This window comes from Corallococcus llansteffanensis (assembly GCF_003612055.1).
Taxonomy (GTDB): Bacteria; Myxococcota; Myxococcia; order Myxococcales; family Myxococcaceae; genus Corallococcus; species Corallococcus llansteffanensis.
The window spans coordinates 1-8,955 of the sequence record NZ_RAWB01000412.1; the positions used below are offsets into that span (position 1 = coordinate 1).

7 protein-coding genes and 1 pseudogene are annotated in these 8,955 nt (G+C 63.1%); 7 read left to right on the plus strand and 1 reads right to left on the minus strand.

Annotated elements, in window-relative coordinates; all coding sequences use genetic code 11:
* The 4 genes and pseudogenes from D7V93_RS45275 to D7V93_RS44585 all read left to right on the plus strand — a co-directional run.
* A pseudogene (locus tag D7V93_RS45275) lies at window positions 1–1,369 on the plus strand (hypothetical protein); the annotation flags it as partial.
* Window positions 1,366–2,706, plus strand: coding sequence for a hypothetical protein (locus D7V93_RS30120; RefSeq protein WP_120646670.1), 1,341 nt, complete (start codon window positions 1,366–1,368; stop codon window positions 2,704–2,706). The pseudogene D7V93_RS45275 and the gene D7V93_RS30120, both read left to right, overlap by 4 nt.
* A 441-nt stretch (window positions 2,707–3,147) precedes the next feature.
* A complete protein-coding gene (locus tag D7V93_RS30125) occupies window positions 3,148–4,440 on the plus strand; it encodes an AAA family ATPase (RefSeq protein ID WP_120646671.1) in 1,293 nt (430 codons plus the stop codon).
* Between the two features lie 215 nt (window positions 4,441–4,655).
* Window positions 4,656–4,922, plus strand: coding sequence for a hypothetical protein (locus D7V93_RS44585; protein ID WP_147451408.1), 267 nt, complete (start codon window positions 4,656–4,658; stop codon window positions 4,920–4,922).
* 277 nt (window positions 4,923–5,199) lie between these two features.
* Here D7V93_RS44585 and hutH read toward each other — a convergent pair whose 3' ends face one another.
* Window positions 5,200–6,723 (minus strand): histidine ammonia-lyase, encoded by a 1,524-nt coding sequence (hutH, locus tag D7V93_RS30130; protein ID WP_120646672.1) that lies wholly within the window; start codon window positions 6,721–6,723, stop codon window positions 5,200–5,202.
* 143 nt (window positions 6,724–6,866) lie between these two features.
* Here hutH and D7V93_RS30135 point away from each other — a divergent pair, with 143 nt between their 5' ends.
* From D7V93_RS30135 to D7V93_RS30145, 3 genes are all read left to right on the plus strand, one after another.
* Entirely contained in the window at window positions 6,867–8,144 is a 1,278-nt protein-coding gene (locus tag D7V93_RS30135) for an aspartate kinase (protein WP_120646673.1), read from the plus strand.
* Window positions 8,145–8,308: 164 nt separating this feature from the next.
* Window positions 8,309–8,563: a ComEA family DNA-binding protein gene (locus D7V93_RS46940; protein ID WP_244237602.1), complete on the plus strand. Its 255-nt coding sequence runs from the start codon at window positions 8,309–8,311 to the stop codon at window positions 8,561–8,563.
* Window positions 8,564–8,572: 9 nt separating this feature from the next.
* Window positions 8,573–8,955, plus strand: a 383-nt coding sequence (locus D7V93_RS30145) for a zinc-ribbon domain-containing protein (protein WP_208723198.1), incomplete at its 3' end; no start/stop codon positions are given.

The window sequence follows — 8,955 nt, forward strand, 5'->3', positions numbered from 1 at the left end:
GGCTGGGCGGGCCGCCCTGGCCACCATCCCTGCCTTCGCCGAGCCGCTGTACACGGAGTTCAGCGCGAAGCGCGGGCAACTGCCGCCGCCTTACCGGGAGGCCCTCGACAAGGTGGAAGGGGCGCTGATGGCGGAGCGCTTCGCACCGGGAAGCGTGGCGTTGGGCAGCTTCGACCACCTGACGTTCGGCGTGCCAATGGGCTTCTTCCACCTGGCGGCTGGGACGGGCCATGGGGCGTATGCGTTGGCCCAGGGCCGGTACGAACAGGCCACCCGCGAGCTGGCGCCCGCCGGGCTGATGGTGGCGCTGTATGCCAGAGGAAAGGGTGCGCGCGTCCTCCCAGAGGCCATGACCGCGGAGGGATTGAAGAGGGGGATGGCACGGCTGCAAGCGCAGCTGGGAGTCGACGCCGTTCGCGACCTCTTCCGGCACCTGCAATCCCGTCGGGAGAATGCGCTGTTCGCCGCGCAGTCAGGCGAGGCCGGGCTGCTGGCCCTGTACGAGGCGAAGGGCAGTGCCGCGAAAGCGCAGGCCCTGTTCGCGGAGGCGAGTCGCGAGCGGCCAGGAGTGACGGCGGGGAGGAGCGGTGCCGCGAAGGTCGCCACCCGCGTGCACGAGGCGGCGGGCTTCGAGCGGGAGGCAGTGGAAGCCCGATGGGTGCAACTGGAACAGGAGGCACCAGGCCCGCGCCTGTCCTCCGTCGTGGTGGACCTGGAGAAGCAGCGGCCTTCACTGGAGGCCCCGCAGCCGGGAGCCGAAGGTCACCCGCGCTGGCCTGAGTACGTCGTGTACTTCGAGCGGCGTCTCGCGGAACTCAAGCAGGGCACGGAGTCCAGGGGGCCCCTGACCTGGAGGGACTATCACCGGGTGCGAGGGCTCTTCGCCCAGGGGCTGGACTTCGAGCGGACCATGGTGGCCAGGCTGCGAGCGGATGCGGCCTTGCCAGGGTCACAACGAAAGTGGCTCCAGGGCTTCAACCAGCCCCGCATCGAGACGCATGTGGGCGTCGCGAAGACGGATCTCCGCTTCGCGGACGTGCTCGTCATTGAAACAGAGCCCATCGCTGGCCAACCGCCCCGTGTGGAGACGTTCAGTTTCAAGAGCCGTGACCTTCAGGCGCTGAAGGGGCAGGGCCTGGAGGTTCAGATGCATGCGGACGCGAGCGCCGCCCTGCGGTATTACGGCGAGACGTTGAACATCCGCAGGCGCACCCTCCAATCTCAAGGCGATGGAGTGCAGGTCCAGGTTCAGAAGATCCGCCTCATCTATGAGGGCGGCACAGTCAATCCCGTAACCCTCAATGAATTGAAAGCGGCCGTGGGAAGAATCCAGAACCGGGTCAAAGGAGTGGAGGTGTCCTTCGAATGAAAGTCCTGAATCCTCGTGAGTCGAATGTAGAGGATCTGCTCCAACTCTCGTTCCGGGGCGCGTTTGACCCGAGTGCAGCGCTGGAACGCGAACTCGAACCCTTCCTCCATGCACTGGAGGCGTTCGCCGGTGATTGGATGCCGAACGTCGTCCATGGGAAACGAGCCCGCAAATACAGCCGAGCCAACTTCTGGAAGGCATTTGCAGAGGTCCGCGACGAGGTCGGCGCGACCCTTGGCCTGTATCGCACGACATCTCCGGCGTTGGACATGACGTTCCGGAACTGGTTCCCGCCGTTCCCGCCGGAGCTGGATGTCCAGTTTGCGCTTCAACCCCTCTCGTTCTTTTCAATGGAGGCGCGTTGCCGCGCATTCGTGGACATGGTTCGTGCATGGGCCTCCAGGTATCCCGTGACCCATGCTTCGGCGCACAGCGTTGCAGACGAATACTTATCCGGATCGCCCAACTTTGGCCGCGATATGCAGACCTCGATCAAGGACGGCTTCGACAAGATCTATGGGGTGTATTGGCTCAACATCTTCGGTCCTGCGTTGGTGCAACGCGTCGGCCGCGAGCGGATGCTGTCGACCCCAGCCCATCGGGTGGAGGAACTCCCAAACGGCTCCATCCTCATTCTGACGTGGCCGACTGTCACGGACTACGCGTGCGAGGAGGCGCGAAAGGCTCAGGCCCAAGCATTCGTGCACCTCCGGCCGGATCTTGACCTCGCCACCGTGCTGGGCGAGCTGCGCGAACGCAGTGAGGCCCTGGCCCCCGTGGCGCCGCACTTCTTCCCGGACGTGGCGCCGCTGCTCAAGCGCGTGACGGACTCGTATTTCGTGACGGAACGTCAGCGGAGGATTGCTGAGTTCAACGCCTTCCGACCGGCCGAACCGGACGAGTGGTTGCACGCGAACGCCTCGCTGCCTGTGGACGTGGAGGACCCGGCTAGCGCCCGTGAACGCTACGCGACTCTCGCTGAGCACCTCGTAGTGATCCTGCACACAAAGGTGCCGTCGGTCTTCGAGGCCACCCCCGAATCGTTGACGGACGTTGACTTCCACCTCTGGCGTATGAATTTCCCGGAGACCTTCGAGCGCCGGAAGATCGACGACCACCTCGTGCCCGCCGTGGGCGCGTACCTGGGCGAGGTCCTGGTCCGGCGACTGGGCGGGCAGTGGATCCCGCGGGAGAAGCTGGAGGAAGTGCAAGTCCGCGTAGGCAACCGTGTATGGTTGCCCTTCGTTCGGGCCCAGCGCTACCTGTGTTCCCGGCAGGCACTGTTGGACTTCTCTCTGACTCAGTTCTACCAAGAGGCGGAGCGATACCAGTTCTGACTGAAGTCACATCGGCGTTCGACATGCGCGCCAGCGTCCACCGCCGTCGCTCCCTCCAGCAATGGCCCGCAGCACGTCGTTGGCCGGACGGTTAGGGCTCGTTCAGAACTTACTTACCCGTTTCGAGCGCCCGAAGGCCGATTTCTCGGGGGTGGGAACGCCTCTCATGGGCAGGTAAATTGCGAGCGGGCACTTACCGGTGAAATGCTGCCGCACGAGTGGAAGCGGCTTCGCCCCGCCGACCCGTCCGCCCTCAGGCCCTCCGACACGTCGTTGGCCGGACGGTTGCGGCGCAGTTACGCTCATCCGGTCCGGCCAGGGAGGGAAGGGGGTCGCCCAGAACCCAGTCGGATTACACAAGACTTGACTGCGTGTAGGCTCTGAGTGAGCCTCCAATGTAGATACACGGTCGTCTCCTTCAGCCATCCGTCAGGCCATGAAATGCTAACATCCATCAAGGTTGAGAACTTTAGATCCTTCACTGATTCCGGAAATATTGAACTGGCAGACATTAATATCTTCGTGGGGCCAAATAATGCAGGAAAAACAACTCTGGTGTCATTGATTGAGCTGGCGCTGGTTAGCAATCAGGTGCGCCAAAAAGATGGGCCCCTTTTGCTTGATGAACAGTTCGCCTTTGCCTCGTTTGACTCAATTTTGAGTCAGAACACTGTGCCTGGGAAAAAGAGGGCGAGTTCCTTTTCGGTTTCGTTTGGATGGGGGGCAGAGCCGCAGCAGGCAGAGTCCACTGCGAAGCAAGTGACAACGCATACCGCCAAGTTTAATTTCAGAAAAAAACACTCTGACGGATCTGCGTACGTTGGTTCAGCAAGCTATTTGGCGCCCGGCGAGGGTGAGATTAAAGTTGATTTTTCGTCAACACAGCCCAGGTTGGTTGAAACGAAGCCGCGCAGTGGTGGAAGATATTCGGATGTCTTTTTTCGGGGGATTTTCCCAGTCATCCCGAAGGAAGAGAGAATTACAAAATCAAAAAATGTGTCAAAGACGCATGTTAATTTCAAAGTTATGGGGCGAGATATAAATAAGCCGACGCTTATTCTTCGTCCATACCGGCCGATCCCGAGGTCGGTATATGTGCTTGGCGATCCATCAATGATAAAGGAGGATAAAATCAGCATTGATTATTTGCTGAAAATCTGGAGTGGTGATTCTCCGGAGGTGAAGAGCCGCATTGTCCAAAATCTTTCGATGCTGGGGCTGGCTCGCAATCTCGAAATCAAACAGCCACGTGTTAGAGGTCCTCGAGTGGTCGAAGTTCAGGTGGCCACCCACTTGACAAGGCAAAAGGCGACCATCGCGGATGTAGGTTTTGGGGTGAGCCAGGCGCTCCCTCTGATTGCAAGAGAGGCTTCGCTTCAGAATGGAGCGCTAATTGCCTATCAGCCTGAGGTCCATCTTCATCCGAGAGCCCAGGCGAGGCTTGCTGATATTTTTGTTGACTCAGCAAAAAGAAAAAACAAGTCGTATGTTGAAACGCATAGCGAGCACCTGATTCTTCGGCTGCAGACTCTGATTGCGATGGGGGAAATCGCAGCGGATCGAGTTCGCGTGTTTTGCGTTGAAAAAACGAACAAGGGCTCGAAAATAAGACAGATGCAGTTTGATGAGAACGGCGTTCCGGTGTCGAAGTGGCCTAAGGGGTTCTTGGACACGAGCCTTGATCTTGCGCGGGAACTCATGGTTGCCAGAGGTTCAAGAAAGGCGATCTCGTGAGTGGTTCAACTTTCTATGACACCGTTGTTTTTCTTCTTGCGCAGAATACGCAAGATGCTGACTGTGGTCATTGTCAGAGGTTGTTGGATCCTCAGAAGATAGATTGGAGTGTAGCTTTTTCTGAGATAAGCAGAGCGGAATCGTCAATAAGTGAGTTCTTGAATGCTTTTATTTATCAGTGTGCGATACAGGGTGTTTCGATTAGAGAGGTGTCCATGAGAGACATCGGTGCTGCGCTTAGGGGAATCCAGGCGACAAAAAAGAAGCTTGAGCAGGCGGGCATGCAGACACATGACATTAAGCAGTCTGTTGCTGCGCATTCGGCTGTTTGTGAGTTGTTTGTGACGAGGGATTGGGATTTTAAGAATCCAAAGAACAAGAGCAGCAGGTCAACTAAGAACAATGCTACAGCGAAAATAATTCGCGATGAGCTTGGGTTGAGAGTGTGCCTCCCTTACGAAGCGTGCAAGATTCTCTGCTGACTGAGTGGTGCCGGCGGTTGCTGCTGTTCTCGGCCTGCCGACACGAAGAAGCCCATGCGCGCGTTTCTTGGCCGATGAGGCCTTCATTGACAGCCATCGTCCGTTGCTCCAGGAGGTGCGAGGCCTCCTGGTAGTACTCCTGCGGTGTGCAGTGACCTTCGTCGCACGTGTCCTGGCGTGGAGTTGGTCGGCGACGTCACCTCCAAACCGTCGCCATGCGATGTCGCTATCTTGCTTAGGGCGTCAGGCTCAAGCTACGGCTGTAGGAGTAAAGTCCCTAAACACCCAACCGCACTGCCTCCCTCAACGCCCCTGACTCCACCAGCGCAGTGACCGCAGTGATGTCGTGATGGAGCTCCCGGTCCCGGTCCATGTGCGGAACCTTGCTGCGGACCAGTTCATACGCCGCCATCACGCCCTTCCCAGGCTTCACGGGCTGACGGAAGTCCAGCGCCTGCGCCGCGACCAGCACCTCAATCGCCAGGCACGAACGCGTGAACTCCGACACCTGCCTGCCCTTGAGCGCCGCCGTCATGCCCATGGACACGTGGTCCTCACGGCCCGCGGAGGACGGAATCGAATCCACGGAGGCGGGGTGGCTCAGGATCCGCGACTCCGCGACCAGTGCCGCCGCCGTGACCTGGGCGATCATGAACCCGGAATTCAACCCTGAGTTCTTCGCCAGGAACGCCGGCAGGCCCGACAGGGACGGGTTTACCATCTGCTCCACTCGCCGCTCGCTGATGCTCGAGAGCTGCGTGAGCGACATCGCCACCACGTCCATCGCCAGCGAGATGGGCTGCCCGTGGAAGTTGCCTCCGGAGATGATGTTCTCCGTGTCCGCGAACACCAGCGGGTTGTCCGTCCCGCTGTTCACCTCCACCTCCAGGATGCGTCGTGCGAAGGCGATGCCCTCGCGCGCCGAGCCGTGCACCTGCGGGATGCACCGGAGGCTGTAGGGGTCCTGCACCTTGCTGCAGTTGACGTGCGTCTCCACCAGCTCGCTGCCCGCCAGGATGCGCCGCAGGTGGTCCGCCACCGCCTTCTGGCCCGCGTGCGGACGCACCGCGTGGATCTCCGGCAGGAACGGCTTGTGGCTGCCCAGCAGGCCCTCCACCGTCATCGCTCCCGCGATGTCCGCCACGTCCGCGAGCAGCTCCGCTCGCAGCTGCAACAGCGTCCCCACCGCGCACATCGCCTGCGTGCCGTTGATCAGCGTCAGGCCTTCCTTCGCCTCCAGCACCACCGGCTTCAGGCCCGCCTTCTCCAGCGCCTGCTTCGACGGCATCCGCACGCCCTCGAAGAACGCCTCGCCCTCGCCAATCAACACCAGCGCCAGGTGCGCCAGCGGGGCCAGGTCTCCGGACGCGCCCACGCTGCCTCGCTCGGGCACCACCGGCACCACGTCCCGGTTCAGCATGTCGATGGCCAGACCCAAGGTCTCCATCCGGATGCCGGAGAAGCCCTTCGCCAGCACGTTGCAGCGCAGGAGCAGCAGCACGCGCGCTTCCGGCAGGGGCAGCGGCTGCCCCACGCCGCACGCGTGCGACAGGATGAGGTTGCGCTGCAGGTCGCGCAGGTCCTTGCGGTCGATGCGCACCTCCGCCAGCGTGCCGAAGCCGGTGTTGATGCCGTACGACGGCGTGTCCCCCGCGGCCACCCGGTCCACCAGGGCTCGCGAGGCCTGCACTCGCTTCGCGGCCTCGGGGGCCAGCTCGACCGTGACTTCACGGCGGGAGACCTGGAGGATCTCCTCCAGCTTCAGGGTGTCGCCATCGATGAGGATGCGGGGGCGGGACATGGCAGGGTGCTCCAGAAAAGCGGCTTGAAAATGGTTCGCCGCGAACGCTAGCGGAAACGCGGCGGGGTGGCAGTGGGCCTTTACACCTGGGGCCCGGGGCTCATATAGCGTGCGCCCGTCCGTGCAGGGAGGTCGTGAGCCCCTTGGCCCTTATCGTCCAGAAGTACGGCGGCACCTCGGTGGGTGACACCGAGCGCATGAAGAACGTCGCGCGCCGCTGCCTCGCCGCCCGGAAGGCCGGCCATGACGTCGTCGTCGTCGTCTCCGCGATGTCCGGCGAGACGAACCGCCTGCTCAAGCTCGTCGCGCAGATCACCGACCGGCCGAACGAGCGCGAACAGGACGTCGTCGTCGCCACCGGCGAGCAGGTGTCCATCGGCCTCGTGGCGCTCGCCATCCAGGCGCAGGGTGGGGAGGCCGTGAGCTTCCTCGGTCACCAGGTGCGCATCGTCACCGACAGCACCTTCTCCAAGGCGCGCATCAAGAGCATCGACGCGGAGCCCATCCGCGCCGCCCTGGCCCGCAAGCAGATCGTCGTCGTCGCCGGGTTCCAGGGCGTGGACGAGACGGGCAGCGTGACGACGCTGGGTCGCGGCGGCTCCGACACCACGGGCGTGGCTCTGGCTGCTGCGCTCAAGGCCGATGCGTGTGAGATCTATACGGACGTCGACGGCGTCTACACCACCGACCCCAACGTGTGCCCGGCGGCTCGCAAGCTGGACCGCATCACCTACGAGGAGATGCTGGAATTGGCGAGCCTGGGCGCCAAGGTGTTGCAGATCCGCTCGGTCGAATTCGCCATGAAGTACAAGGTGCCCCTGTGGGTGAAGTCTTCCTTCACCGAGGATCCGGGCACGCTCGTCTGTGAGGAGGACGCATCCATGGAGGACGTGCTGGTTCGAGGGGTCGCCTACGACCGGAACGAGGCGAAGATCACCGTGGTGGGCGTGCCGGATCAGCCGGGCGCCGCGGCGAAGCTCTTCGGGGCGCTCGACGCGAAGCACATCGTGGTGGACCTCATCGTGCAGAACCTGTCGCGCGACGGCCGCACCGACGTCACCTTCACCGTGGCCAAGGCGGACTTCGTCAAGGCGCACGAGGTGGTGAAGCAGGCGGCCCAGGAGGTGGGCGCCACGGGCGTGGAGGTCGATGACACCATCGCCAAGGTGTCCATCGTCGGCGTGGGCATGCGCAACCACTCGGGCGTCGCGGCGCGGATGTTCCAGACGCTCTCCCAGGAGGGCATCAACATCCAGCTCATCTCCACGTCGGAGATCAAGACGTCGTGTGTCATCCACACGAAGTACACGGAGCTCGCGGTGCGCGCGCTGCACACGGCCTTCGGGCTGGATGCGCCTCCGGCCGTGACGGCCACGCCCACCGTGTCCGAGGTCGACGCCCTCCAGGGGACCAAGGCCTGAGGCCGGTCGGGCGCACGTCCGCGCTCGCGGTCGCGTCGCTGGGCCTGCTCGCCCTGGGCTTCGTGGCCCGGGCGCGCTGGCCGGACGCGAAGCCCTCGCTCGGCTGTCCTCCCGAGTCCGTTCGGCTGGACCCGGCGGGGCTTGCCACCTGCGGGCCAGGGACGGTGCCTACGGGGGCTCGGGCGCTCGCGCTGGGGCTCAAGCTGGACCTCAACGCTGCATCCGAAGAAGAGCTGGCCCTGTTGCCCGGTGTGGGGCGGGACCTGGCCCGGCGGCTGGTGACGGCGCGCGAGGAGCAGGGCCGGTTCACGAGCTGGGGTGACGTGGACGCGGTGCCGGGCGTGGGTGCTGCCAAGTTGCAGACCCTTCGGGCAGCCACGGTGCTGGACGCGGCGGCGGCCAATGGGAGCGTGTGGTAAGGACGGCCGGTGCAGATCTCCTGCCCGCAGTGCTCGATGCAGTACGTGCTGGATGCCCGACTCCTGCCGCCCGGCGGCGCTTCGGTGCAGTGCACGCGATGTGGTCATGTCTTCATGGCTTCGCCCCAGGGGGCGCTTCCTCCCGCGCCCAAGCCTCCTCCCGCGGGGAGTGGGGAGCGCTCGGGGGCGATGACGTCCACCCAGGTGTTCGGGGGTGACACTGCCGCTGGCATGAAGTCCACGCACCTGTTCGCGGGTTCGACGACCGCGTCCGGCTCGTTCGTTCCGCAGCCAACGCCGCCCTCGGGGCCGCTGACGTCGTCGGGCATCGTGCCGCCTCCGCCGTCCATTGCACCGGTGGCCAGGCCTCCGGTGAGCACCACGACGTCTGG

Bases quoted from the DNA above. Each gene is read 5' to 3' on its own strand.
- D7V93_RS44585 (WP_147451408.1), top strand. From the start codon at position 4,656: ATGAGAGACATCGGTGCTGCGCTTAGGGGAATCCAGGCGACAAAAAAG.
- D7V93_RS30125 (WP_120646671.1), top strand. From the start codon at position 3,148: ATGCTAACATCCATCAAGGTTGAGAACTTTAGATCCTTCACTGATTCC.
- hutH (WP_120646672.1), bottom strand. From the start codon at position 6,723: ATGTCCCGCCCCCGCATCCTCATCGATGGCGACACCCTGAAGCTGGAG.
- D7V93_RS30120 (WP_120646670.1), top strand. From the start codon at position 1,366: ATGAAAGTCCTGAATCCTCGTGAGTCGAATGTAGAGGATCTGCTCCAA.